Origin of the sequence: Ruegeria sp. Ofav3-42 (assembly GCF_022347725.1) — a bacterium.
Lineage (GTDB): Bacteria > Pseudomonadota > Alphaproteobacteria > Rhodobacterales > Rhodobacteraceae > Ruegeria.
This window is the reverse complement of sequence record NZ_JAKRGB010000007.1, coordinates 61,091-83,628: the sequence shown is the minus strand read 5'-3', so window position 1 is coordinate 83,628 and position 22,538 is coordinate 61,091. Positions and strand designations below refer to the sequence as shown.

At 57.9% G+C, this 22,538-nt stretch carries 22 protein-coding genes; 9 read left to right on the top strand and 13 right to left on the bottom strand.

Annotated features, from left to right (window positions below):
• Positions 1–37: 37 nt before the first annotated feature.
• Positions 38–1,345 carry an ATP-dependent protease ATPase subunit HslU gene (gene hslU, locus MHN28_RS12070; RefSeq protein ID WP_239339574.1) on the bottom strand — a complete coding sequence of 436 codons (1,308 nt, stop codon included), beginning with the start codon at positions 1,343–1,345 and terminating at the stop codon, positions 38–40.
• A gap of 199 nt (positions 1,346–1,544) precedes the next feature.
• On the opposite strand from hslU, the gene MHN28_RS12065 reads away from it, so the two are divergent.
• Positions 1,545–1,946 (top strand): DM13 domain-containing protein, encoded by a 402-nt coding sequence (locus MHN28_RS12065; protein WP_239339572.1) that lies wholly within the window; start codon positions 1,545–1,547, stop codon positions 1,944–1,946.
• A gap of 116 nt (positions 1,947–2,062) precedes the next feature.
• A complete protein-coding gene (locus MHN28_RS12060) occupies positions 2,063–3,304 on the top strand; it encodes an MFS transporter (RefSeq protein ID WP_239339567.1) in 1,242 nt (413 codons plus the stop codon).
• Here MHN28_RS12060 and hslV read toward each other — a convergent pair.
• A complete protein-coding gene (gene hslV / locus MHN28_RS12055; protein ID WP_239339564.1) occupies positions 3,301–3,852 on the bottom strand; it encodes an ATP-dependent protease subunit HslV in 552 nt (183 codons plus the stop codon). The two genes, MHN28_RS12060 and hslV, sit on opposite strands and share 4 nt — an antisense overlap.
• A gap of 197 nt (positions 3,853–4,049) precedes the next feature.
• Here hslV and MHN28_RS12050 point away from each other — a divergent pair, with 197 nt between their 5' ends.
• The gene (locus tag MHN28_RS12050) at positions 4,050–4,244 is read left to right on the top strand and encodes a DUF1127 domain-containing protein (RefSeq protein WP_239339561.1); all 195 of its coding nucleotides are present in this window, start codon (positions 4,050–4,052) and stop codon (positions 4,242–4,244) included.
• Positions 4,245–4,305: 61 nt separating this feature from the next.
• On the opposite strand, the gene MHN28_RS12045 is transcribed toward MHN28_RS12050, so the two are convergent.
• Complete coding sequence (locus tag MHN28_RS12045; protein WP_239339558.1) at positions 4,306–4,668, bottom strand: Lin0512 family protein; 363 nt, start codon at positions 4,666–4,668, stop codon at positions 4,306–4,308.
• Positions 4,665–5,015: a Lin0512 family protein gene (locus tag MHN28_RS12040; protein WP_239339555.1), complete on the bottom strand. Its 351-nt coding sequence runs from the start codon at positions 5,013–5,015 to the stop codon at positions 4,665–4,667. The genes MHN28_RS12045 and MHN28_RS12040 overlap by 4 nt, the downstream gene beginning before the upstream one ends.
• 221 nt (positions 5,016–5,236) lie before the next feature.
• On the opposite strand from MHN28_RS12040, the gene MHN28_RS12035 reads away from it, so the two are divergent.
• Positions 5,237–6,001, top strand: coding sequence for an FkbM family methyltransferase (locus MHN28_RS12035; protein WP_239339552.1), 765 nt, complete (start codon positions 5,237–5,239; stop codon positions 5,999–6,001).
• A 54-nt stretch (positions 6,002–6,055) separates the two neighbouring features.
• On the opposite strand, the gene trxA is transcribed toward MHN28_RS12035, so the two are convergent.
• The 8 genes from trxA to regB form a co-directional block, all read right to left on the bottom strand.
• Positions 6,056–6,376 (bottom strand): thioredoxin, encoded by a 321-nt coding sequence (trxA, locus tag MHN28_RS12030; RefSeq protein ID WP_170410773.1) that lies wholly within the window; start codon positions 6,374–6,376, stop codon positions 6,056–6,058.
• 60 nt (positions 6,377–6,436) lie between these two features.
• Entirely contained in the window at positions 6,437–9,793 is a 3,357-nt protein-coding gene (gene addA / locus MHN28_RS12025; protein WP_239339549.1) for a double-strand break repair helicase AddA, read from the bottom strand.
• Entirely contained in the window at positions 9,790–12,717 is a 2,928-nt protein-coding gene (addB, locus tag MHN28_RS12020; protein WP_239339547.1) for a double-strand break repair protein AddB, read from the bottom strand. The genes addA and addB overlap by 4 nt, the downstream gene beginning before the upstream one ends.
• The gene (locus MHN28_RS12015) at positions 12,710–13,396 is read right to left on the bottom strand and encodes a nucleotidyltransferase family protein (protein ID WP_239339513.1); all 687 of its coding nucleotides are present in this window, start codon (positions 13,394–13,396) and stop codon (positions 12,710–12,712) included. The genes addB and MHN28_RS12015 overlap by 8 nt, the downstream gene beginning before the upstream one ends.
• Positions 13,393–14,397, bottom strand: coding sequence for an aminoglycoside phosphotransferase family protein (locus MHN28_RS12010; RefSeq protein ID WP_239339510.1), 1,005 nt, complete (start codon positions 14,395–14,397; stop codon positions 13,393–13,395). Before MHN28_RS12010 ends, MHN28_RS12015 begins: the two co-directional genes overlap by 4 nt.
• Positions 14,394–14,867, bottom strand: coding sequence for a tRNA (adenosine(37)-N6)-threonylcarbamoyltransferase complex ATPase subunit type 1 TsaE (tsaE, locus tag MHN28_RS12005; protein ID WP_239339508.1), 474 nt, complete (start codon positions 14,865–14,867; stop codon positions 14,394–14,396). Before tsaE ends, MHN28_RS12010 begins: the two co-directional genes overlap by 4 nt.
• A gap of 41 nt (positions 14,868–14,908) precedes the next feature.
• Positions 14,909–16,417 (bottom strand): PAS-domain containing protein, encoded by a 1,509-nt coding sequence (locus MHN28_RS12000; protein WP_239339504.1) that lies wholly within the window; start codon positions 16,415–16,417, stop codon positions 14,909–14,911.
• Between the two features lie 78 nt (positions 16,418–16,495).
• The gene (gene regB / locus MHN28_RS11995; RefSeq protein ID WP_239339500.1) at positions 16,496–17,893 is read right to left on the bottom strand and encodes a sensor histidine kinase RegB; all 1,398 of its coding nucleotides are present in this window, start codon (positions 17,891–17,893) and stop codon (positions 16,496–16,498) included.
• A gap of 92 nt (positions 17,894–17,985) precedes the next feature.
• Here regB and MHN28_RS11990 point away from each other — a divergent pair, with 92 nt between their 5' ends.
• The 3 genes from MHN28_RS11990 (at position 17,986) to MHN28_RS11980 (ending at position 19,816) form a co-directional block, all read left to right on the top strand.
• The gene (locus MHN28_RS11990; protein ID WP_239339497.1) at positions 17,986–18,606 is read left to right on the top strand and encodes an SCO family protein; all 621 of its coding nucleotides are present in this window, start codon (positions 17,986–17,988) and stop codon (positions 18,604–18,606) included.
• A gap of 86 nt (positions 18,607–18,692) precedes the next feature.
• Positions 18,693–19,247, top strand: a complete 555-nt coding sequence (locus MHN28_RS11985; RefSeq protein WP_142637470.1) for an ActR/PrrA/RegA family redox response regulator transcription factor — start codon at positions 18,693–18,695, stop codon at positions 19,245–19,247.
• A 113-nt stretch (positions 19,248–19,360) separates the two neighbouring features.
• Positions 19,361–19,816, top strand: coding sequence for a hypothetical protein (locus MHN28_RS11980; RefSeq protein WP_239339494.1), 456 nt, complete (start codon positions 19,361–19,363; stop codon positions 19,814–19,816).
• A 94-nt stretch (positions 19,817–19,910) separates the two neighbouring features.
• Here MHN28_RS11980 and MHN28_RS11975 read toward each other — a convergent pair whose 3' ends face one another.
• Positions 19,911–20,504: an HD domain-containing protein gene (locus MHN28_RS11975; RefSeq protein WP_239339492.1), complete on the bottom strand. Its 594-nt coding sequence runs from the start codon at positions 20,502–20,504 to the stop codon at positions 19,911–19,913.
• A gap of 206 nt (positions 20,505–20,710) precedes the next feature.
• Between MHN28_RS11975 and MHN28_RS11970 the strand changes: the two genes are divergently transcribed.
• Together MHN28_RS11970 and ahcY are read left to right on the top strand one after the other, a co-directional pair.
• Positions 20,711–21,025: a hypothetical protein gene (locus tag MHN28_RS11970; protein WP_239339490.1), complete on the top strand. Its 315-nt coding sequence runs from the start codon at positions 20,711–20,713 to the stop codon at positions 21,023–21,025.
• A gap of 100 nt (positions 21,026–21,125) precedes the next feature.
• Positions 21,126–22,514, top strand: a complete 1,389-nt coding sequence (gene ahcY, locus MHN28_RS11965) for an adenosylhomocysteinase (RefSeq protein ID WP_239339479.1) — start codon at positions 21,126–21,128, stop codon at positions 22,512–22,514.
• Positions 22,515–22,538: the final 24 nt, after the last annotated feature.

Genomic DNA, 22,538 nt, shown 5'->3' with positions numbered 1-22,538 from the left:
ACGAGGCGGAAAAAACGGCAAAAACCGGCTGGCCGTGTTACAAAACGTAACGGCTGAGGTCTGTCGACTTAGTCAGCTCGCCGAGATTGTCGTTCACGAACTGCGCATCGACCGTAATTGAGGTCCCGGCTTTGTCGGGGGCAACAAAGGACAGATCCTCAAAAACGCGCTCCATCACCGTATAGAGACGCCGCGCCCCGATATTTTCCACGCTCTGGTTCACGTCCGCCGCGATGCGCGCCAGGGCGGCGATCCCGTCTTCGGTAAAGCTGACAGTGACCTCTTCAGTCCCCATCAGAGCCGTATACTGAAGGGTCAGGGCGTTGTCGGTTTCAGTCAGGATGCGCACAAAGTCCTCTTCAGTCAGCGCGCGCAGTTCAACGCGGATCGGCAGACGGCCCTGAAGTTCCGGCAACAGGTCCGAGGGTTTGGCGATGTGGAACGCACCGGACGCAATGAACAGGATGTGGTCGGTTTTGACCGGGCCGTGCTTGGTGGAAACGGTCGTGCCCTCGATCAGGGGCAGCAGGTCGCGCTGCACCCCTTCCCTGCTGACATCGCCACCGCGCGCGTCCGAGCGGGCACAGACCTTGTCGATCTCATCCAGAAAAACGATGCCGTTCTGTTCGACCGATTCCAGAGCAACACGGTTAACGATCTCATCATCCAGCAGCTTGTCGGCCTCTTCGCCGATCAGGGCCTCATAGCTTTCGGCGACGGTCATTTTGCGTTTGACGGTACGCCCGCCAAAGGCCTTGCCGAAGATATCGCCCAGATTCATCATGCCCATCTGGCTGCCCGGCTGTCCGGGAATGTCGAACATCGGCATCGGGTTCGAGGTGTCAGACAGCTCCAGCTCGATCACCGTGTCATCCAGCTCACCCGCTTTCAGCTTTTTGCGGAACATCTCGCGGGTGCCATCACGGGCGTCGGTGCCGGCGATAGCCTCAATCACGCGATCTTCGGCGGCTTGATGGGCTTTGGCTTTAACGTCATCACGCATGAATTCGCGGGTCTGCAGGATCGCGGCATCCGCCAGATCGCGCACGATCTGTTCAACGTCACGCCCGACATAGCCGACCTCGGTGAACTTGGTGGCCTCGACCTTGATAAACGGCGCGCGGGCCAGCTTGGCCAGACGGCGGCTGATCTCGGTCTTGCCGACGCCGGTGGGGCCGATCATCAGGATATTCTTGGGATAGACCTCGTCCCGGATGTCGTCGGCCAGCTGCTTGCGCCGCCAGCGGTTGCGCAGCGCCACGGCCACGGCGCGCTTGGCGTCTTTCTGCCCGATGATAAAGCGATCCAGTTCCGAGACGATCTCGCGCGGGGTCAGGTCGGTCATGTCTAATCTATCCGTCTGTTTCGCAGCGGAACCTAATCATACCGAGCAAAAACACAACCCGATCACAAAAAACTCACGCCAACACACGGTCTGCACACGGAAAATCGTGGTGATGTGAATCGCCAGTTTAGGGTTCCATGCTGCATGGTGAGCGTCGACGGGCAAATTTGCCTGCACAGTTTAATGGGAGACCCAAATCATGATGACTCGTCGTTCGCTCTTTTTGAATGCGGCCGCCACCGGCGCGGCCCTGACCCTGGTCAGCGCCAATGTCGCCGTGGCCGGCGGTGCCAAGAAAAAGGGCACATTTGAGGGCCGCTCGAAGCACGTGACCACCGGTTCGGTCAAAGTGGTCAAGGATGGCGAACGCTACATAGTCGAGTTGGGCGAGGACTTTTCGCTGGACAATGGCCCTGACCCGCGCGTGGCCTTCGGCAAGGACGGCACCTACGATCCCAACTCCAAGCTGGGCGCGCTGCTGAACCTTAAAGGTAAGCAGCAGTATGCAGTACCGCCGACCATGGATATCTCGGGCTACAACGAAGTTTACATCTGGTGCGAAGTTGCCGGCGTTCCGCTGGGCGTCGCGGCGCTTTCGTAACCCAACATCGAAAGACGCCCGGAGGCCGGGAAATTTCCGGCCTCTGACAAGCCGTTAGGTGGCAAAGCGCCTGTCTGTTACACTCACCCGAAGGAACCAGTTCCGGGGTGTGTTTGATGACGAAGATTGCCAAGATTACATTACTGTTTGTAGTTTTCGTGGATTTGATCGGGCAAGGGCTGGTCTTTCCCATCATCAACTCTCTGATCATGGAAACCAAGTCCGGGTTTCTGCCGGAAACCACGCCGATGGGACGGCGCCATTTCTACTATGGCCTCGTGATCGGATGTTTCTTTCTGTCCTGGTTTCTGGGCGTTGTTTACGTCTCGAAGGTGTCCGACTCCATCGGGCGCAAGAATGCCTTGTTGGTCTGTCTGGGCGGGGCTTTGGCCGGTTATGCCATCACCATCGTGGCGCTGTATCTCAACAGCTTGCTTCTGTTGATCCTTGGCCGATCAATCACCGGGTTTACCGCCGGCAACCAGCCCATCGCGCAGGCAGCGATGATTGACGGCAGCACAGATGCCGCAGACCGTGACCGCAACATGGGCTACATCATTACCGGCGTCAGTTTTGGTCTGGTCGGCGGCCCGATAATCGGGGCTGTTCTGTCCGATGCGGCGATTCTGGGCAGCTATGCCACGCTCAAGATGCCGTTTTATGGCGCGTTTGTTCTGGTGCTGATCGCCATTTTCCTTGTGACTGTCTTTTTCAAGGACACCCGCACCGAACGTGCGGCTTTCGTATTCCGCCCGCGCGACGTCACCGACAGCCTGATTGCGGTGCGCGAACACCCGATGGTTCTGAAAATCCTACCCGTCTATGCGTTGTTTATGATCGCCAACGTCACATTCTACGTGTTCGTCGACAACTTCCTGACCAGCGCATGGGGCTACGGCGTGATTGGTGGCAGCATGGCGATGGTGGTGATCGGCTTTGCGTTGGCGTTTTCCAGCACGTTCCTTGTGAAACCGGCGCAAGAGCGATTCAGCAAGCATGCGATCATCCATACCTCTTTGGTGGTGATGGTGATCTGCGGCTTTGCCTTCGCCTTCAGCCCGAACGGTGTGCTGAGTTACGTTCCTGTCTTCTTCTTCTACTTCTTCTTTGGGGTCGCGTACCCGACTCTGCTGGGCGTGTTTTCATCCAGCGTTGGCGAGGCGGATCAGGGCTGGGTCATGGGTGTCACAACAGCCGTTTTCTGCCTTGCGGGTGGCGTCATGTCCCTGATCGGCGGCGGATTGATGAGCATCGATATCCGCCTGCCTTACTACATCGTCATCTTCACGGCCGTGCTGGGCCTGATTGGAATGTACCGGCGCTGGAAAGGGAAAGAGATCTCGGCCCTGTTGGCCTAGATCGTCTCAATCGTCAGCTTGCCGTTGGTGTAAACGCAGATGTCGGCGGCAATCGCCATGGCTTCGCGGGCGACCTCTTCAGCCGTCTTGTCGCTGTCCATCATTGCGCGGGCTGCAGCCAGGGCAAAGTTGCCGCCTGATCCAATGGCTGCCACGTTGTGTTCGGGCTCCAGCACGTCCCCTGCTCCGGTGATTACCAACAGATCTTTGCCGTCGGTGACGATCAGCATCGCCTCAAGCTTTTGCAGGTACTTGTCAGTGCGCCAGTCCTTGGCCAGCTCAACCGAGGCGCGGGCCAACTGACCCGGCGTCGATTCCAGCTTGGCTTCAAGCCGTTCCAACAGGGTAAACGCATCCGCCGTTGATCCGGCGAACCCGGCGACAACTTCGAACCCGCCCGGCGACAGGCGTCGCACCTTGCGTGCGGTGCCTTTGATCACGGTCTGGCCCAGGCTGACCTGCCCGTCGCCGGCAATGACGACTTGCCCGCCCTTTTTGACACCAATGATCGTTGTCCCGTGCCATCCGGGAAAATCGCTGTCCGCCATGAAAGCCTCCGTGTTCTCAGGCGCTATATATGGGCCGGGCACGGGATTGGCGCAACCCGTTGCAAATCTGCCCAAACGATATGCACAAAACGCAATTCGGGGTTACCGGACCAGCAATTGTGAGTCCGAGGCTGCGGGACTACATGAGGCTCACAACCGACAACGGGTCGGCTGTTTCAGAAAAAAGGACCGGACACATGGCAACCACCGCAAACATCCATGCGCCGCTCGGAGCAGCTACCATCCTGCACGTAGTGGACGCGATCAGCAATTTCTTCGGCGCCGTCGCTGAATGGAACGAAACCCGCAAGACGCGCAATCTTTTGTCGGAACTGTCTGACGCCCAGCTGGATGATATCGGCCTGGTACGTGCGGACATCGCAAAGATCTGATCCCGCAATCAGAACCAGAATTTGGAACAGCCGCCCGGAGATCCGAGCGGCTTTTTCTTTGTCAGCTCTGTACGTATTTGCCTGCCAGATCCGGCAGGAACGCCTCAATCGCGGCTGTGGCAACCACATGGCGTGTACCCGCGTCATCGTCCACGACGTCTAACCCACCCATGACGGCCCGCACCTCGGCACGGCCCCTTGGCAGATCGGCCGCGACCTTGTCACAATCAACCTGATCGGGCTGTTGCACCGCAATCGTCACCTGAACCCGCATTTCCGTGTGGTCGATTCCCAGCTTGGAAAACAGTGTGATCGAGGAATGATGCAAAGCGTCCTGCACCGCGCGGCAGGCAGCCTTGGTATAATCCTGACCATAGAGGTCATTGCCGGTCCCCATTTCCAGAATGATACGCTTCTCGGTCATTGGGCTGGCTCCATGTCGAATGAGACGATGACGGCAGCATTGGCGATGACGGTGCTGCCTTCGGTGTGGGGCTTTTCGATATCCAGCCCGCCCTGCGTCACTGTGATGTTTGGTTGGCCATAAGGAAAGATCGCCTTCAGCGCCTCGGTATCGACTTTGTCCGGCTGTTGAACGCCAACTTCGGCATCAATGATCATAGCCTCTTTTGGAAAGCCGAACAGCTCGGCCATATTCACCGAGTTGTGCCACAACGCATCCTTGATCGCCCGCAAGGCGGCCTCGGTATAATCCTCGCGCCTGAGGGATGTTCCCATCCCGAATTCCACCAGAACCCGTGTTTTTACCATCTTTACCTCATCAGTTTTCGACAGATTGCCGCTGTACCCAAAGCAATCTGATATCCCAGTTGAGCACAAACCAAAAGCAACGTGGTTGCGGTTCTAAATTTGGTTAAATCCCGAGAAACCCTCGATTTGCGATGCGTTTTGCGGAAAAATAGTACTGCTATTGTGCATTTCCGCGTAACGGGACATGGTAACCGACAGAATTCAGTCTAAGCGGAGTTCCAATGCCCGGATCTGAAACGACGAACGCCGCCCGCCGGACATTTTTTGCCGATGTGATCAGGCCTTATGATCTGGGCTACAAGCTTATCCGTGTGGGCGATTTCGGCGATGGCGGATATCTCCTGCCCAACGATCTGGAAGACATAGTCGCCTGTTTTTCACCGGGTGTTTCGCTGCAATCCAGCTTCGAAATGGACCTCGCAAAACATGGGATTCCCTCTTTCATGGCTGATGGTTCTGTTGAAGAGCCGGTATTGAAGATTCCGGATTCGAATTTCATCAAAAAGCACCTGGCTGCCAAAAGCGGTCCCGACGTCATCTCGCTTGAGGATTGGATAAGCACGTATGCTCCGACCGAAGGCGACATGATCCTGCAGATGGATATCGAAGGAGCTGAATACCCCGTTCTTTCGACCCTGCCCGCCGAGCTTCTGAACCGGTTCAGGATCATCGTGCTTGAGCTTCACCGCATTCCGTCGATCCTGATGAAACCCGGAGCATTCAAACGGGCGTATCCGGCCCTGTCTGCCTTGAAGGACGGTTTTGCATGCGCACATATCCACCCCAACAATGCGTCAGGGACTGTGGACATCGAAGGTGAGACGTTTCCTCGTGTGATCGAGGCTACATTTGTACGTCGGGATCGTGTGAAACAGTGTGTTCCCGCGACCGATTTCCCTCATGCACTGGACCGCCGTCATCGACCAAACGGACCATTGCTGAATTTGCCGCAGGAGTGGATCGGGTCTGCAGCCGTCACAGATTGACCAAAGAAAAACGGGCACCGCATTGCGATGCCCGTTGACAGAAATTGGCTCAGATCAGATGGATTCGTCGATCCAGCTTTGCAGTGCGGCCTTGGGTGCCGCACCTGCGCGGTTCGACACGACCTGACCGTCCTTGAAGATGAACAGCGCAGGGATGCCACGTACGCCCATGGCAGCTGCCGAATTTGGGTTGCTGTCCACGTCCACCTTGGCAATTTTCACCTTGCCGCCGTATTCGTTGGCCAGCTCTTCCAGAGCGGGGCCGATCTGCTTACAGGGGCCACACCACTCGGCCCAGAAATCCACCACGACGGGGACATCGGAATTCTTGACTTCGGCGTCAAAGGTATCGTCGGTAACGGCAACGGTCGACATATTCTGTCTCCTGAATGGGGTAAACTCGGGAACTGAACGTAGGGGCCGGACATTCCAAGGTCAAGATATCTGGGTGCGAGACAATGCTTGCGTCACAAGATCGTGTGGCAACCACATCAGGTCAGCTGTCCTGGTCCACAGGATGGCGGTTCGAATTTCGTGGTTCGGATAGATCTGCGACAGCGCCTGGGCATAAGCGCCCATCTGCCGCAGCAACCCCTCGGGGCATGATTGCACGTTGTCAGGAACCGTTGCATTTGATTTGAAATCAATGACCTGAACCTCGGTATCGGTGACGATCAACCGGTCGATTACACCGTGCATGCGACGCCCGTTCAGATCGGCGGTCACCGGAACCTCGGCCAGCGTGCCCGGCGCAAAACCAGGTTGGAGATGAGCGGCAGTCAAAACGTCGCAGGCCTCATCCAACAGCTCTTGCCGTTCCGCATCCTGCATATCGGGCAGAACCCGGGCGCAAAGCTGCGGCCAGTTTTCCCGCGCGACCGAGGGCAAATGCTCCAGCAGCAGATGCAGGCGCGTACCGCGCAGCTTTGCCGCCTCTTCATCCTGCCCGGTATCGCCGGGCAACGCCTTGGCACCACCCAGATCCGACGGGCTGAGCGTTTCGGGTTCGGGCGCTGGTGATTTTGCGGGCGAAAGGAACGCGGTAGGCAATTCCAGCTCGGCTAGGGTTGCCTCTTCGGTTTCCACAAGTGCCGGCGCGTCCCAGTCCCCATGCGACAAGCGCAGAGTTTCTGTCCCGGGAAGTGCCACGGCCCCTGCCCGTTCCATCGCAGCTTGCACCATCTGATACCAGCTGGTTCCGTCCTTCCCGACATCTCCGGCGGCACCTACGATCAGCCACTTTTCCGCACGTGTCAGCGCCACATAAAGCAAGCGCAGCCGCTCATTCTCTTCGCGCGCCTGCGCTTCGTCCCGCGCGCGGGCGATCAGCGACGGAGAGGCATCCGCAGGCACCTTCCACAAAGGAGTATTGTCCGAGACCATGATTTCGGCGTCACGCGGCGCTTGCCGTTTTCCAGTATCGGGCAGGATGACGATCGGGGCCTCAAGCCCTTTGGAGCCATGCACAGTCATCACCCGGATCATGTTGCCAACACCGCTCATCTGGCGTTTGATTTCCAGATCGTCCGTTTGCATCCAGACCAGAAATCCGGTCAGGCTGGGAACATCGGTGCGCTCATAGGCCAAGGCCTGCGAAAGCAACGCGTTGATACCGTCCTCGGCTTCGGCACCAAGGCGACCCAGCAGTTTTCGGCGGCCGTCATGGCGGGTCAGGATGCGCTCAATCAGGTCATAAGGGCGCAAAAAGTCGATCTGGCCGCGCAAGTCGTTTAGAACAGCAAGCGTTTCCGGGAATTCCTCGGCGCGCTGGCGCAGCGCAGCCCAAAGGAATTGTTCCTTTCGCCGGTGGGCCAGGTCGAACAACTGCTGCTCGGTCCAGCCGAACAGCGGAGATTTCAGGACGGTGGCAAGCGACAGGCTGTCCTCGGGTGTGGCCAAAAAGCTCAGCAGTGCCGCGAGGTCTTTGACCGCGAGTTCCGCTCCAACCTTCAACCTATCCGCCCCTGCGATCGGTAGATCAGCGGCTTTACAGGCGCGGATGATCTCGGCAAACAGGTCCGAGCGGCGCTGAACGAGGATCAAAAAATCCCCCGGCTGGACTTTGCGCCGGACAAATGTGCCCGGTTTATCATCCTCGGGAATCGTTTCGCCGTTGTCGATCATGACCTTGATCGACTCGGCGACCTGCTCAGCCAGAATGACAGTGTGGTGCCGCGCACCGGGCCGATCCACCGGATCCGTCCAATCGCCGTCATCCTCTTCTTCGACCTTTTCAACGACCGGCCACAGGTCCACCCGTCCGGGTAGATCCGCCTTGAACGCCCGATGCTGGCTTTCCTTGTGAAACCCGGCCTCGGAGCGGTTTTCAAACAGGATATCGACCAAAGACAGGATCGCGTTGGACGACCGAAACGAGTACTCAAGGGTGGAATCCCACAGTTTAGAGCCTGACTCCGTCAGTTTCTTCCCAAACTCCGCCTGCATCCGGTCAAAGGCCTGCGGGTCGGCACCCTGAAAGGAATAGATCGACTGCTTCTTGTCCCCGACCACGAAAATGGTGCGCTCAACGCCGGAACGGGCCCCCTCGCCGCTTGTGAACTCCTGTGCCAGTTTTTCAACCACGTCCCATTGGTCGGGGCTGGTGTCCTGCGCCTCATCAACCAGAATGTGGTCGATACCACCGTCCAGTCGGTACAGTACCCATTCGGCCACAGCCGGATCATTCAGCACTTGCCGGGCGCGCAGGATCAGATCGTCGAAGTCCAGCCACCCGCGCAATTGTTTGCGCCGTTCGTACTCTGGCAGGAAGGCGGCGGCGAAACGATGCAGCACCAGCGTCTTGCGCGCGGCAACCAACGCCAGCCGGTGCTCCCTTGCGGCTTCGATGCGCAGCATGAGCGCCTCGAGCTGGGGTATCTGATCGGCCAGCGCCCCTTCGCGCAGGGCTTTGGTGGGAAAGCTGTTGATCTTTGCTGTGAATGGTTCTTTGGCGGACTTTCCGGTCAGCAGAACGCCTTCCAATACGGGCAGGCTGCCGATCCGGGCCTCGGTAAAGGTTGCAAGTTTTGCTGCCGCCTTGGCGTTATTGCCGCCGCTTTCCATCAACGCAGGCAACAGGCTTTGGATCAGATCAACTTCACCGCCCAGGAAAACGCGGTCCAGCAGGGCATCTTCGTCGAACCCCTCCGGCAGGTCGAACTGTTGCAACAGATCAGACCAATCCATCGCATGCGCGAACTGATTGCGCTTTTGCGTAATGGCCGCCGTCAGCTTGTCGAACCCGGTATCGGTGACAAAACGGGCGACATCTTCGATCAATCCCGCCTGCGGGCCCTCGGCGAAATCCTCGACGACCTCTTCACGCAACAGCGCCGCGGCGCGATCTTCCATTTCCGAGAATTGCGGACTGACCCCGGCCTCCAACGGAAACCGTCGCAATAGCGATGCGCAGAACGAGTGGATTGTCTGGATTTTCAACCCGCCGGGTGTTTCGATGGCTCGGGCAAAAAGGGTTCGGGCCTGCGCCAGTCTCTGCGGGTCGATCATGCCCTGCACACCCAGTTCGGTCAGTTGTGCCAACAGAGGGTCATCGCCCAGCATGGCCCATTCGCCGAGCCGCTTGAACAACCTGTTCTGCATCTCGCTGGCCGCAGCCTTGGTGTAGGTCAGGCACAGGATGTGCTGAGGCTGCACCCCGCCCAACAATAGGCGTGCCACCCGGTCGGTCAGAACCCGAGTCTTGCCCGAGCCCGCGTTCGCCGCCAACCAGGTCGAGGCATCGGGCCGCGCGGCCTGAACCTGCCGTTCGGTTGCGTCGTTGCGGGCGCTCATGTCATGTCCTCAGGCATTGTGTCGTCGGTGCGATCCCATTCACCGAACCGTGCCAGATGGTCATAGTCGCCAATATCCGTGTCCTTGTGCAGCATCCGTCGGGAAGAAAAGCCCTGATCAGGCTCTAAATAAGCCGAAATCAGCTCTTTCAGCTCGGCAAGAACCTTATCGGGCGGCTCTTTGACCAAGGGCGCGGGCACCTCTTTGTACGTACCGCCCATGCCGATAAAGACCGCTCCGGCCACGGGTGAAGGATCGAACCCTTCAATGCCGCCCTGCTCGGCCATCGCGGCTTCGATCAGCAGCTGTTTGTCGAATTTGGCCTGCTGGCTTTCGGTGGGCGGCGTACCGGTTTTGTAATCCACGATCCGCAGCGCACCCCTACAGTTCCGGTCGATCCGGTCCGCACGACCTACGATGGAAAAGTCCAGCGGGGACAGCACCAGCTTCATCGCGGCTTCGAACGCCACCGGCCCACCATCACCACGTCGCGCGGTTTCTGCCGCCAGAAAATCATCGGCGATACGTTCCAGCCGCGCCAGCCACAATTTGCGTGCCGTAGGCCAGGCAACATGCTGATCCAAAAGTGATTCTGCGCGTTTCAGAAAGTTCTCACGGGTCAACAAGGCGCCATCCAGAACGCTGTCTTTGACGAAGTGTTCGAGAATTTCGTGGATGACGATCCCGCGCAGTAACGCATCCGGGGCCTGCACCAGCGGGTTCAACGGTTTCAGCCGCAGCACATGCTTGGCGTAAATTGCGTATGGATCGCGGATCAGACGTTTGATTTCCGTCACGCTCAAGCGGTTTGGACGCGATGCCACAGGCGGTCGCGGTGATGGCCGCGTGGCGGGTTCGATTGACGGCGCATCCTCCAGCTGCTCCGACCAGCGCAGCCATTGCCGCCCACGCGCGCGCATTCCGGCTAGGGCGTCAGGCCCACCCTGCCCGGGCAAGCCTTGCAGCAGGTTCGTCATCCGGTTCAGCCAACGCGATGGCACGGTTTCTGCGTCATCGGACCGGGTCGCGCGTGTCAGCCAGACCTCGGGCGCGCCGATGGCTTGTTGGAAATCATGCGCCGACAGGCCAATCCGGCGTTCGGGCAGCAAAAGCCCGGACTTGTCGCGCATCTGGCGGTTCAGCCAAGGGTCCGGTGCGGCGGCTTCGGGCCAGCTGCCTTCGTTCAGCCCGCCTAAAATCAGCAGATCTGCACCCTGCACGCGCGCCTCAAGCGTGCCCCAGATCATGATGTGCGGATGTGGTGCGTCTCGGTCGCGGACCTCTTCGCTGGCCAGAAGCGCACCCAACAGATCGGCGAAGTCGTGGGCGGTCATCGGGCCGCCATGGTCTGCCTCATCTTCCAGGGCTGTCAGAACACCAAGCGCCTTTTGACCTGCGTTTTTGTCCCAAAGTGTTCCGGTTTCGTCGTTGCTTCCTGCCGAAATCGCCTCGGCCAAGGTGCGCAGCCTTATGACCCAATCCGCTAATGGAAGCTCGCCCGAGATCTGCTGATCGCAGAAATGAGCCGTCAGCCAGCGCACCCAGTCCTCGGGCACGTCTTTGCGGATGGCAAAAGCGGTCAGGCTGATACTGTCCGGAAATGGCGGCCCGTGACGGCGCAAATCCAGTTCAAGATCGCGGGTATGCAGCAAATGCGCACCGCGTTCGCCACCGTCGTGGCACAGCGGGTGTTTCAACAGGGTCAACAACGCCTCGCCATCCAGACGCCGCGCGAACAAGCCCGCTACATGGCGGAGAAACCGGCCGGGTGGCGACAGCTGTAACGGCAACCCGGCGCTGTCATCAGGAAGGATGTTCCAGCGATCCAGCGCGGCGCTGACCTGACGCGTCAGCATCCGGTCAGGTGTGATCAGGGCGGCGGTCTGTCCGGTTTCAGCAGCTTGGCGCAGACGCAGTGCGATGGCCAGCGCCTCAGATCGTGGGGATTGCGCCTCGACCAGGGTCAGGTCCTTTGTGGCACTGTCCAGATCGGTTAGCTGCGGGCCCTCGGACATCCAGGCATCGGTGATCGGCGCCGGTCGCAATGCAAGTGAAATCAAACGATTGCGAGAGGCTGAAGGAGGCTGATCGCCCGTCCACGGCTGTATTTGATCCGGTTCCAGCTCCAGCTGAGTCATCAGCTTGCGAAATCGGTACTGAGGGTGGTCCTCAGACGTCAGCGCGTCATCCAGTCCTCGCCAAACGTGATCTGGCTGGTCGAAATCATATCCGGGTAGAATCAGCGCGCCCTGCGGCAGACGCGCAATCGCCTCCATCAGCATCAGCGTGGTGCCGCGTGATCCGGTCGAACCGGCGAGGATGACCGGATGCTGCGGTGGAGATTCCTCCCAACGCGCGATCAGATTCTCGACCACGCGCCGCTGGCGGGCCTGAACGTCCAGCGCGTTCTGACCAGCGTCGATGAAATTATCCGCAATCCCGATGAAAGCTTGCGCACGCGCCCAGTGTCCGGACATGTCGCTGACATCCAACTGCCGGACCGCGTCCGGGGAAACGCCTTCGCCTTGCATTTCATCAATCAGCACCGCCAGGCTGTCGGACAGGTCGAATAATGAGGATCGCGCGGCCAGATCGGGCTGTTGTTCCAACAGTTTGGCGATCAGCTGCGTCAGCTCCAACCTGCGCCTCAGCGGTGGGACAGCAGGTGGTAACTGCGCCAGATCTAGGCTTTCACCCAGATCGGTGACTAGGGATAGACGCGGCAGCAGGCAGGCCGGACCCTGATCGAACAGATCGCGGACTCGCCGGGCCATGCGCCGGGTGTTAACGACCAACTGTACCCGCGCCAGCGCTTCGGGCGGCTGCCCGGTGCTGCGGTCACGCAACCCCTGAACCAACATTCTCGGAAAATCCGCACCAGGTGGCACGGCAAAAACGCGCGCTGTGGGGCAGGGATCAAACATCGGCGATCAGCCCCTCGGCAAGTGCAATTCCGTCGGGATGACCAACGTCGCACCAGCGGCCCGGATAGGTCAAAGCAAACAGGCGGTCCCGTTGTTTCATTCGGTCCCAAAGCACGTTCAGGGAAAACGCTTTTTCAGGGATGTCCATCAGACCTTCGGTCTTCATGATCTGCGCCCCACCATAGATCAAACCGCCGCCGCGGGTGATCCGACCAGTCGAATCCGCAGTGAAATCGCCCGATCCTGTGTGTCCGACGGTCTGCGCCACAGGGACACACATCAACAGCGCGTCCATTTGATCAGGGTCCCATGCGTCGCGGAGCATCGATAAAGGGTTCGGCCCTGACCACATTACGTCGGGGTTCAGTGTGAACACAGGATTTGAGCCTAACAAAGGCAAAGCAGCGCGAATTCCACCCCCGGTCTCAAGGATATCCGGGGTCTCATGGGACAGCAGGACGCCTTTGGGGCTCAGATGTGCCTCAAGCTGATCGGGCAGGTAGTGCAGGTTAGCCACCACGCGCGCGGGTTGCAGTTCGGTCACCAGGTCTAGCGCGTGGTCGATCAGTGGTCGGCCGGCGACCTCGATCAAAGGTTTGGGTTTGGTCTTAGTTAGATCGCCCATGCGGGTGCCAAACCCGGCTGCAAACAGCATGACGGCTTCGGGGTGTTGGGTCATTTCTGTCTGAGCCTGTCCAGGTTTTCAGAGTTGGGCGCGGGCAGGGCATTGCGCAGCAGATCCGCGACGGACACCAGTGCAGGATGTTCCAGATCCCGCATAAGATGTGCCCAGGTCGCCGGGATCAGATCAACATAGCTCGGCTTGCCATATTCGGTTGCCAGCCGTGCAAAAACGCCCAGAATTCGCAGGTTTCGCTGCGCCCCCAAAACGGCATAGGCGGTGCGGAAATCGTGATCATTCACGCCGGTGGCCGCAATATAGCGGTTTACCATCCGCATCTCGGTGCCGGGTGCCACATCACGGCGCACATCCTGCAGCAGGGACACAAGGTCATAGGCCGGATGACCCAGCATGGCTGTTTGGAAATCCAGTAAGCCGACGCGTTTTACCCCTTCGCGATCGGGTAGCCAGATCAGGTTTTCGGCGTGGTAATCGCGCAGCACAACAACTTTGGAGCCCGACGTCTCACGATGCAGAATGTCCGAGAACCGGTTTTCGAACCGGTTTCTGGCGTCGGTGTCATGAGTACCCAGCACCGCCTGTGCGTATTTGGTAAAGGACAGCGCGGCCAGTTCGGTCATCAGCGTCGGGTCGTAAGACTGCAGGGACAGGCTTGGCGCATTGTGCAGATCAATCAGGACGTCTGTTGCAGCTTCGTAAAGCTCGCGTTCCATGTTCGGCCGTTGCCGCAACACGCGGGCAAACAGGTCATCGCCCAGATCCTCGAGCAGCAGGAATCCATACTGCGTGTCTTCGGCGTAGATTTCCGGTGCGTTCAGCCCGATGGAACGCAGATATTCATCCACGCGTGCAAAGCTCTGGACGCTTTCTGCCTTGCCCGGGGGGGAGTCCATGAGGACCGCCGTTTTGCCGGTTTCCGGATCCGTCAGCCGTTCATATCTACGGTTTGAGGCATCGCCGGCCAATGGCACGTGCGTTGCGTTGGCCCATGGTGTCTGCGCAATCAGCGCTTCGGCCAAAACCGCCCGGTTTGTCATGCAGGAATCCTTAGTTTCTGAGGCCATTTTGGATCCGACCACGAAAGGGTCAGATGGCGTATTTCCGTCGTGTTAGGGTCTGTTTCGAACGATAGAACGGCAGCGGATTCCGGGGTCAGCGGACCCAGCTTTTCTGGCCATTCGATCAGGCAGATTGCGGTTTCAAAAGCCTCGTTCAGCCCCAGTTCTTCGATTTCTTCAACGGCGCTGAGACGATACAGATCGCAGTGCCATATTTCTCCGGCCGTCGTGTCATAAGCCTGAACCAGCGTGAACGTGGGCGAGGGCACATCTTCGGGCTCAGTCATCAATGACTGGATCAGGCTGCGGGCAAAATGAGTCTTGCCGCTGCCGATTTCGCCCTCAAGCAGCAGGATGTCACCGGGGGACAGCGCAGCACCAATGCGAGCAGCAAATTCCGCCGTTTCTTCCGGTGACTTCAAAGTGATCTTGCAGGGCGATTTGGTCATGGCGCCACAATGGCCCCGTGCCCGATTGGCTGCAACCCGGTTCAGGCGCTGATTTGCTGCACCTCTTGCCGCATCACGGTGCGACGATCCGGAGCGAAACGAACAATGGTTGCGCCGTTTTGCATCGGGCTGACGGTGCACAGCACCGGAGTCCCGTTTCTCAGGTAGATTTCACCTGACCATTCAGCGCGGTTCTCCCGCATCTCCACAAAATCCCGAATTTCACCAAGGATCGGAGTGGCGGTGCAGAGTTCCTGCCAGGTTCTTGTGACCTCCAGAACGGTATCCGCTTCAAACCCGGCGTCGCCAGTGTCACCCCAAAGCTGTTGGTAGGCGTAATTGGTAAAGGCCAGCGTGCCGTCGTCGCTGAAGACGGCGACCCCGTCGGCCAGTTTGTCCAGTATGGACTGCATCAGGTCCATTTCCGAACGGAACCGGCGGGTCAATGTGATCTCGGCCGTAATGTCTTCGAACAAAAAGGCGACAGCGCCGTCCGGATGCGGGCGTCCGCTGACGGAATAGACGGACCCTGAAGGCAGGGACCATGTTTCTTGATAATTTCCGTCCTCCGCCGCTTCCAGAAGGTCATTCATCTGGCTGCGCCAACTGCGGTAGTTCTTGGGTTCCGGCATCATGTGCTGGTCCCGTAGCCGGTCAAAAAAGCTGGACAGGCTGGGGCGGCAGCTCAGGAAATCCGGGGGCAGGGTGGTCAGGTCGATCAGCGCCGGATTGAACAGCGCCAACTGACGGTTACGGTCGAAAATGGCCAGCCCGATCGAAAGCTGCGCAAAAGTTTTTGTCATCGTTTGAACGAACTTACGCTGAGCTGTTTCCGCTTCAACAATTGCGTTGATATCCACGGCGTACGACAGATGACCCTCAGGGTGATCAACGAGGGTCAGGTCGAACCACATCTTGTTGTCGCTGAATTCAGACGTGATAGAGACCCTAGTCTTTGCGCTTAGCCGTTGATCTTCATCTGGGCACGGAAACAGTGGTGCGGTCAGATCGGTATCCTGGCCCCTCACTTTACGCACAAGTGAAACATAGGCCGCGTTGCACCAGCGCACATTACCCTGATGGTCCAGCAGCCAGACAGGGTAGGGTGCCTTTTCCATCGCAAGACGGTTCGGATCATTCGGTGCGCGCTGCATTGTCGAGGGACATTCGGTTCGGTCGCGCAGTTGAATCCGAACTATGCCGTCTATCCATTCGCATAGCACATCGCGTTCAACCGTGCAGTCAATAGCCGGAATGACCATGTTTCCTTCGCGTCGAATCCTATCAGGTGTTTCAGGAAATGACGGAAAATCCCTGTTTAATAGGCGGCACAGATCGGACCAATCGCGCACCTGTTCATACCCTTCCAGCGCGATGTCCGAGTGGCTGATAAGCCGGTCGCCATCAAACAGGAACACCGCATCAAACAGGGATGCCTGTGAGGACAGGCCAAAATTGTCGCCCCTTTGCCGTCGGCGGGGCAGCAGCCATTGTACGGCAAGACTGGCTGAAACAAGGCTGATGATGGCCAGAATGATCCAGTCGACCATGTGCGCTCCGGTGCAAAACCACAAAAAGGGACTATGCGCCGCAATGGTTAACGGGGTCTTAACCCGAGATTCCGCTGGTCAGGTCTGGAAACGCTGGTTGACGCCCGAAGGTACGGGTGTATCGCCGGTCTGAGCATCTACCAGATTTCGCGGCCAGCTGACCCTGACGATCGCACCACGGCGTTCCGGATTATCCGATAAAGTCTGATAGGGGTCGGAACCGTTCGCGAAATCCAGTTCCGCTCCGCTGCGTTCCAGCAGCGTTTTGGCGATGAAAAGGCCAAGCCCCATTCCTTCGTATTCAGGGCGGGTTTTCCTGTCCGTCTCGGTCCGGCGGCGGCGCATAAAAGGGTCGCCAATTCGTCCGATCATCTGTGACGGGTATCCGCGTCCATCATCCATGATGCTGACGGTGATTTGCTTTGAGGTCCATTCGGCCTCGACCCAGACATTGCCGCGCGAAAAGTCAACGGCATTCTGGATCAGGTTCCGCAGGCCGTGGATGATCTCGGGCTTGCGCAGGATCGAGGGTTGCTGGACATCGCCGTCCTCGGCCGGACCTTCAGCAAAGTGAACGGTTTTGCCGCGGTTGATATGCGGCTCGGCCGCTTCGTGAACAACGGTTGAAAGTGGGGCCTGCCGCAGATGCAGGTCGTCTTTGCCCGCCCGACCCATATCGCGCAGGATATCGCGGCATCGGTTCGCCTGCTCGCGGATCAGGGCGGCGTCTTCGATTAGGTCGGGTCGATCATCCAGTTCTTCGATCAGCTCGGAACTGGCCAGTTTTATCGTGGCCAGCGGTGTACCCAGCTCATGCGCGGCGGCGGCAACGACCCCGCCCAGATCGGTCAGCTTCTGCTCGCGCGCCAGCGCCATATGGGTGGCAGCCAGCGCCTCAGACATGGATTGCACCTCGGAACTGACACGGTGCGAATAAGCGCCCAGAAACACGATGGCGATGACGATTGCGGCCCAGTTTCCGAACAGCAGTATCGCCGGGATGTCCAGTTCAGCCCCCAGCGCGGTGCGCAATGGCAGATGGAATTCGGCCAGTAGGGTGGTCAGGACAATCGCGACACCCCCGATGATCAGGGTCGACCGGGTGCTCATGACGCTGGCCGAGATTGTGACCGGCCCCACCAGCAGCAACGCAAAGGGGTTGTTCAATCCGCCGGTCAGATACAACAGGATGGCCAGCTGCAGCAGGTCGAACAGCACCATCAGGAAGTTTTCGAACTCAGACAAACGCTTGTTGCGGGGAAACAGAAGGATCGCGGTCAGGTTCCCCATGACCGACACCCCGATCGCCAGATAGCACAGTATGGCATCCAACTGGATGTCATAGGTCTGCTGCGCAACAGTAATGGCGGTGATCTGGCCGATGATCGCGACCCAGCGCAACAGGATCAGTGTGCGCAGCCGAATCCAGCTGCTGCGTTCCTGACCGCTCCATAATGTGATGTTGGAATTTGCCATCGGTCGATTATGTCCTGTTGCATCGGCTGAACTTCTTGATAGGTGTCCCGGCCGAAACGATCAACAACCCCTCTTTTGTCAGGATTGATGTCATGGTTCGTCTTTATGCCATCCTCGCAACCGTTGTTCTGGCCGTTGGCCTGGGCGCCATGTGGCTGCTGACGCGCGGCGCAGGCTCAGACGACAAGTTCGCGCAATGCCGAACCAGTCAGATTGCCGGCGGAGCGGCCGCCATCGGAGGGCCGTTCGAACTGATCAACGGCAAAGGCGAAACGGTCACCGACAAGGACGTGATCACCGAGCCGACGCTGGTTTACTTCGGCTATACCTTCTGCCCGGATGTCTGCCCGTTTGACATGTCCCGCAATGCCGAGGCCGTGGACATTCTGGCCGAGCGTGGCCAGTCGGTGACACCGCTGTTCATTTCGATCGACCCGGACCGGGATACGCCTGAAGTGGTGGATGACTATGCCTTCAACCTCGGCGGTAAAACCATCGCGCTGACCGGATCGGCCGAACAGGTCAAAGCCGCAAGTCAGGCCTACAAGACCTACTACAAGGCCCATGACAAAAGTGATGAGTTCTATCTGGTCGACCATTCGACCTTTACCTATCTGGTCACGCCCGGGGACGGATTCATCGAATTCTTCAACCGCGACGACACCGCCGAACAGATGGCTGACAAGGTCGGCTGCTTTCTTGACAAAATCTGAGGAACAACGGGTTGTTTGACCTTTGGGATGGCGCTGCTATTACTCATGGTTAAGCCAAAGGCGTGAAATAGCGGAAAGAACAGAATATGGCGGACAGCTCTGACCTCGACATCGGTCCCGATAAATCCCTTCTTCTGGTGGACGATGACGAACCGTTTCTGAGACGTCTGGCCAAGGCCATGGAAAAACGCGGGTTCGAAGTTGAAACCGCAGGGTCCGTTGCAGCAGGCCGCGCCATTTCCACCGCTCGCCCGCCTGCATATGCCGTGGTTGACCTGCGTCTTGAGGATGGAAACGGTCTGGACGTGGTCGAAGTGCTGCGCGAAAAGCGGCCCGACAGCCGGGTTGTGGTCCTGACCGGGTACGGAGCCATCGCCACCGCCGTGGCAGCGGTCAAGATCGGAGCGACGGATTACCTGTCCAAACCCGCAGACGCCACCGACATCACCAACGCATTGCTGGCCAAGGGCGACGAACTGCCCCCACCACCGGAAAACCCCATGAGCGCGGACCGCGTGCGTTGGGAACATATTCAGCGGGTCTATGAGCTGTGTGACCGGAATGTCTCCGAGACTGCCCGCCGCCTGAACATGCACAGGCGGACCTTGCAGCGGATTTTGGCGAAGCGCAGCCCGCGGTGACTTTAAGTCCAGACCAAAGATTCCCCAAATGCCAGAAAATTAGAGCCTGAGTAACGTTGCTGGCCACTCATCCATCAGCACAGAATAGCATTAATTATCTTTGGAGTGATTTGATGAAGGTTAATAGCGCCATTCATGTCGGTGCCATAACTCTGGTTGCCAGCATTTTAATTTCAATTGCGTCTTCTGGCTTGGCGTCTTCAGCTTCGGATTTGTCTTGCGACTTTGCGGAATCTTACAAAAAGAGCAAGAAAAGTGCAGTAGTTTCCTTAAATGAGATTTTTTCTACTGCAGATGAAACCACAATAGATGCTATCGTCAAAAGTCTGGACCCGCTACCCGAAAGTTTTGATGAATATCAAATCGCAGAAGTAGGCAGAGTGAATGATCTATTCATTGAGCATTTTATAGTACTAAATTCACCGAGAGTGGGAAACGTTTACTTCCGAATAGTCTATGAAAAGATGGGGAAAAAACCCGTAGGTGTGCGCTATGATCTTTCTGGCGAGGCTAACGAGTCTCTTGCCAGATGGCCATTCTTTCAGCAGCCAATCATGTTGGATTGTTGACTTTAAAGCATGAAAATTGAGGAGCCTAGCGATTTAATTCTATGATATGTTGGCTGGTGCACAATCAATTTGGTAGTACTTGTCTTTCACTGCTTCAAACTTCCGCCAACAACACCTCATGCCTTTCCATATACGCCCGCCGAACCTCAACCGGCGGCCTCAACCTGATCCCCAACCCCTCCATCACCGACTTGTCCGGGCGGCCAAAGAACTTACTTGCCTCGATCTCGGAGAACCCCGCAATTTGCGTCGCTTCCATCCAGGCGCTGATCTTGTCGGCCTTTTTGATCTGCCGTTTCACCGTTTTCGGCACCTCAGCAGGCAGTCCGAACCGGATGTGGATCGCCGCAGCCAGACGGTCATCCAGCGCGCCATAATCGGGGCCGACAGCGGATTTGACCGGCGAGATCATATCTCCGATCACATATTCCGGCGCATCATGTAACAAAGCCGCGAGCCGCCATTTAACAGGGGCTTTGGGTGCAATCCGGCCAAAAAGCTCTTCAACCAGAAGGGAATGCTCGGCCACGGAATAGGCAAAATCTCCGGCTGTTTGCCCGTTCCAGCGCGCTACAAAGGCCAATCCGTGCGCAATATCTTCGATTTCGATGTCCACAGGGGTCGGATCCAGCAAATCCAGCCGGCGGCCCGACAGCATTCGTTGCCATGCTCTGGGTTGTGTTGCCATTCTGCCATGCCTTGTGAAGTTGGACACGTTATATTCGCGCTTTTGTGTTATGATGTACCTGTCTGGATCACCAGCTGCCAACATTTTCTTGAGCATTCGTGCTTTGAACCTACACGAAACGATCCCGACATATGGACTGAGGGGGGTGCACACTCCTCCCAGTTGCGCCCCTCTCGAGTCGAAGTTTGAATCGAAAGGAGCTTGTTATGTTCAAACGCTTGTTTGCAATCGCCCTGACCTTTGGAATGGCTGCCACCGCGCCGCCCGCATTCGCCCAAAGCTGTGCGCAACGCGAGGATGTCATTGCCAAACTGCAGAACAGTTATGCCGAGGAACTGACCTTTGGCGGCCTGCAGAAAACCCGTGGCGCGCAGTCAGTTCTGGAAGTCTGGTCATCGAAAGAGACGGGAACTTATACCGTTCTGTTGACCCAAGCCAACGGCATCAGCTGCATTGTGGCCGTCGGCACGGATTTTTTTGAAGCGATACCAAAGATCAAGATTGATGGAACGCCAAGCTGATTTGAGGGCGTAAGACCTGTTTCTGCCTATCTTCGTTGCCACTTGCATAAAGGGATGCTAGTGGCACTCCGGATCGAAATTTACCGGAGTGGAGCATCTGATGGCCGGGGACTATATCGTTAAGGACATTTCGCTGGCCGATTTCGGCCGCAAGGAACTGGATATTGCCGAAACAGAAATGCCGGGACTGATGTCCCTGCGCGCCGAATATGGCGAAAGCAAGCCCCTAAAGGGTGCTCGCATCGTCGGCTCGCTGCACATGACCATCCAAACCGCTGTTCTGATCGAAACGCTGGTTGCGCTGGGCGCCGATGTGCGCTGGGCGTCGTGCAACATCTTCTCGACGCAGGATCACGCGGCAGCTGCGATTGCGGCGGCTGACATTCCGGTCTTCGCCATCAAGGGTCAGACTCTGGAAGAGCACTGGGATTATCTGGACAAATCCTTCTTGTTCGAGGAAGGCCCGAACATGATCCTGGACGATGGCGGCGACGCGACGCTGTACATCCTACTGGGCGCACGTGCCGAAGCAGGTGAGGACATCATCCCTGTTCCGGGTTCGGAAGAGGAAGAGGTCATCAAGGCCCAGATCGCCAAGCGCATGGCGGCATCACCGGGCTGGTTCACCAGGATGCGCGACCAGATCCAGGGCGTGTCCGAAGAGACCACCACCGGTGTGAATCGCCTGTATCAGCTGGTGAAAGACGGCCACCTGCCGTTCCCGGCGATCAACGTGAATGACTCGGTCACCAAGTCGAAGTTCGACAACAAATACGGCTGCAAGGAATCGCTGGTCGACGGTATCCGCCGCGCCACCGACACCATGATGGCCGGTAAGGTTGCCGTTGTCTGCGGGTATGGCGACGTGGGCAAAGGTTCGGCCGCGTCACTGCGCGGTGCCGGTGCCCGTGTGAAAGTGACCGAAGTTGACCCGATCTGCGCCCTGCAGGCCGCTATGGACGGGTTTGAAGTCACCCTGTTGGAAGACGAAGTCGCAAATGCCGACATCTTCATCACCACCACCGGCAACAAGGACGTGATCCGCATCGAGCATATGCGCGAGATGAAGGACATGGCCATCGTTGGTAACATCGGTCACTTCGACAACGAGATTCAGGTGGCCAACCTGAAGAACCACAAGTGGACCAACATCAAAGAACAGGTGGACATGATCGAGCTGCCCTCGGGCAACCGTATCATCCTGCTGTCCGAAGGCCGTCTGCTGAACCTCGGCAACGCCACCGGTCACCCTTCGTTCGTGATGTCGGCCTCGTTCACCAACCAGGTGCTGGCTCAGATTGAGCTGTTCACCAAGGGTGATGAATACCAAAACGACGTCTACATTCTGCCCAAGCATCTGGATGAGAAGGTTGCGCGCCTGCACCTGGATCGCATTGGCGTAAAGCTGACCAAGATGGACAACGAGCAGGCGGCTTATATCGGCGTCAAGCCCGAAGGCCCGTACAAGCCCGAGCACTATCGCTACTGATCTCTGCACCTAGCAGAGAAGACA

Coding starts and splice junctions, on each gene's coding strand:
- hslU (WP_239339574.1), bottom strand. CDS start 1,345: ATGACCGACCTGACCCCGCGCGAGATCGTCTCGGAACTGGATCGCTTT.
- MHN28_RS12065 (WP_239339572.1), top strand. CDS start 1,545: ATGATGACTCGTCGTTCGCTCTTTTTGAATGCGGCCGCCACCGGCGCG.
- MHN28_RS12060 (WP_239339567.1), top strand. CDS start 2,063: ATGACGAAGATTGCCAAGATTACATTACTGTTTGTAGTTTTCGTGGAT.
- hslV (WP_239339564.1), bottom strand. CDS start 3,852: ATGGCGGACAGCGATTTTCCCGGATGGCACGGGACAACGATCATTGGT.
- MHN28_RS12050 (WP_239339561.1), top strand. CDS start 4,050: ATGGCAACCACCGCAAACATCCATGCGCCGCTCGGAGCAGCTACCATC.
- MHN28_RS12045 (WP_239339558.1), bottom strand. CDS start 4,668: ATGACCGAGAAGCGTATCATTCTGGAAATGGGGACCGGCAATGACCTC.
- MHN28_RS12040 (WP_239339555.1), bottom strand. CDS start 5,015: ATGGTAAAAACACGGGTTCTGGTGGAATTCGGGATGGGAACATCCCTC.
- MHN28_RS12035 (WP_239339552.1), top strand. CDS start 5,237: ATGCCCGGATCTGAAACGACGAACGCCGCCCGCCGGACATTTTTTGCC.
- trxA (WP_170410773.1), bottom strand. CDS start 6,376: ATGTCGACCGTTGCCGTTACCGACGATACCTTTGACGCCGAAGTCAAG.
- addA (WP_239339549.1), bottom strand. CDS start 9,793: ATGAGCGCCCGCAACGACGCAACCGAACGGCAGGTTCAGGCCGCGCGG.
- addB (WP_239339547.1), bottom strand. CDS start 12,717: ATGTTTGATCCCTGCCCCACAGCGCGCGTTTTTGCCGTGCCACCTGGT.
- MHN28_RS12015 (WP_239339513.1), bottom strand. CDS start 13,396: ATGACCCAACACCCCGAAGCCGTCATGCTGTTTGCAGCCGGGTTTGGC.
- MHN28_RS12010 (WP_239339510.1), bottom strand. CDS start 14,397: ATGACAAACCGGGCGGTTTTGGCCGAAGCGCTGATTGCGCAGACACCA.
- tsaE (WP_239339508.1), bottom strand. CDS start 14,867: ATGACCAAATCGCCCTGCAAGATCACTTTGAAGTCACCGGAAGAAACG.
- MHN28_RS12000 (WP_239339504.1), bottom strand. CDS start 16,417: ATGGTCGACTGGATCATTCTGGCCATCATCAGCCTTGTTTCAGCCAGT.
- regB (WP_239339500.1), bottom strand. CDS start 17,893: ATGGCAAATTCCAACATCACATTATGGAGCGGTCAGGAACGCAGCAGC.
- MHN28_RS11990 (WP_239339497.1), top strand. CDS start 17,986: ATGGTTCGTCTTTATGCCATCCTCGCAACCGTTGTTCTGGCCGTTGGC.
- MHN28_RS11985 (WP_142637470.1), top strand. CDS start 18,693: ATGGCGGACAGCTCTGACCTCGACATCGGTCCCGATAAATCCCTTCTT.
- MHN28_RS11980 (WP_239339494.1), top strand. CDS start 19,361: ATGAAGGTTAATAGCGCCATTCATGTCGGTGCCATAACTCTGGTTGCC.
- MHN28_RS11975 (WP_239339492.1), bottom strand. CDS start 20,504: ATGGCAACACAACCCAGAGCATGGCAACGAATGCTGTCGGGCCGCCGG.
- MHN28_RS11970 (WP_239339490.1), top strand. CDS start 20,711: ATGTTCAAACGCTTGTTTGCAATCGCCCTGACCTTTGGAATGGCTGCC.
- ahcY (WP_239339479.1), top strand. CDS start 21,126: ATGGCCGGGGACTATATCGTTAAGGACATTTCGCTGGCCGATTTCGGC.